Origin of the sequence: Streptomyces ossamyceticus (assembly GCF_001418475.1) — a bacterium.
GTDB lineage: Bacteria > Actinomycetota > Actinomycetes > Streptomycetales > Streptomycetaceae > Streptomyces > Streptomyces ossamyceticus.
On the sequence record NZ_LIQX01000046.1, the window covers coordinates 1 to 840 of the forward strand.

The following is an 840-nucleotide window of genomic DNA, read 5'->3' on the forward strand; positions in this document are numbered from 1 at the left end:
GGTCGACCCCCGCACCGGACGCGCGCCCCACGGAGCAGCCTCCCGGCCACCGGCCCCGCTCCCGCACCCGTACGTCCTGTTCATCCCGTTCGTCCTGTCCGGCGCCGGGCCGCGGGGGCGGGCCACTGACGGGACGCCAATTGTCAGTGGTGCCCGCTTTACTGGACGCATGAGCATCACGCGGCACCTCGCCCTCATCGAGAGGCTGTGCTCCGCCGAGTTCCCCGCGGAGCCCGGCCGGTCGGACGCCGGCACCGGCGGTCCCGGCTACCACGTCGCCGAATTACAGACGAGCGCCGACTTCTGGGAGGACGACGGCACCCGCCGGGAGGAGACCGACGAGCAGTACGAGGCTGACCGGGACGCCCTGGCGGAGCGGCTCGCCGAGCGCTGGGGCGCACCGGACGTGATCAGCCTCTGGAGCGTTCAGGACCGTTCCATGGAGGGTGAGGAGATACCGGAGCCGTGGGCGGTGCTCAGCTCGCACGTCCCCGATGTGCACCTGTGGCAGGTGGACGGCCGCTGGGTCGCCCTCGGCGTCTCCCAGTGGGACAAGGAGCTGCCGTTCCAACTGGTCGCCCTGATAACGGAGACGGACCCGCCCTGACCGAGCGGGTCCCACGAGTGGCAGGTCCCGGACTTCACGACGGGCAGGCCGCACGGCCCTCCGCTCCTCAGTCCTCGGCCGCCACCCGCAGCCGGGCGAACTCCTCCGCCATCGTCGCCGCCGTCCAATGCGCGTTCAGGCCGCTGGGGTTGGGCAGGACCCACACCCGGGAGGAGCCGATCGTCCGTTCCTGCGGGCCGACCACGGCCCTGCGGTCGCCGAACGCCGCCCGG

Annotated in this window: 1 protein-coding gene and 1 pseudogene; one reads left to right on the forward strand and one right to left on the reverse strand. The window is 72.7% G+C overall.

What is annotated here, in order from left to right; genetic code table 11:
• Window positions 1-169: 169 nt before the first annotated feature.
• Window positions 170-607, forward strand: coding sequence for a hypothetical protein (locus AOK15_RS04285; RefSeq protein WP_055512903.1), 438 nt, complete (start codon window positions 170-172; stop codon window positions 605-607).
• A 67-nt stretch (window positions 608-674) separates the two neighbouring features.
• On the opposite strand, the pseudogene AOK15_RS46495 reads toward AOK15_RS04285, so the two are convergent.
• Window positions 675-840, reverse strand: a pseudogene (locus AOK15_RS46495) (mismatch-specific DNA-glycosylase); the annotation flags it as partial.

What these genes read in the sequence shown, in the direction of transcription:
- AOK15_RS04285 (WP_055512903.1), top strand. Translation starts at nt 170, where the DNA reads ATGAGCATCACGCGGCACCTCGCCCTCATCGAGAGGCTGTGCTCCGCC.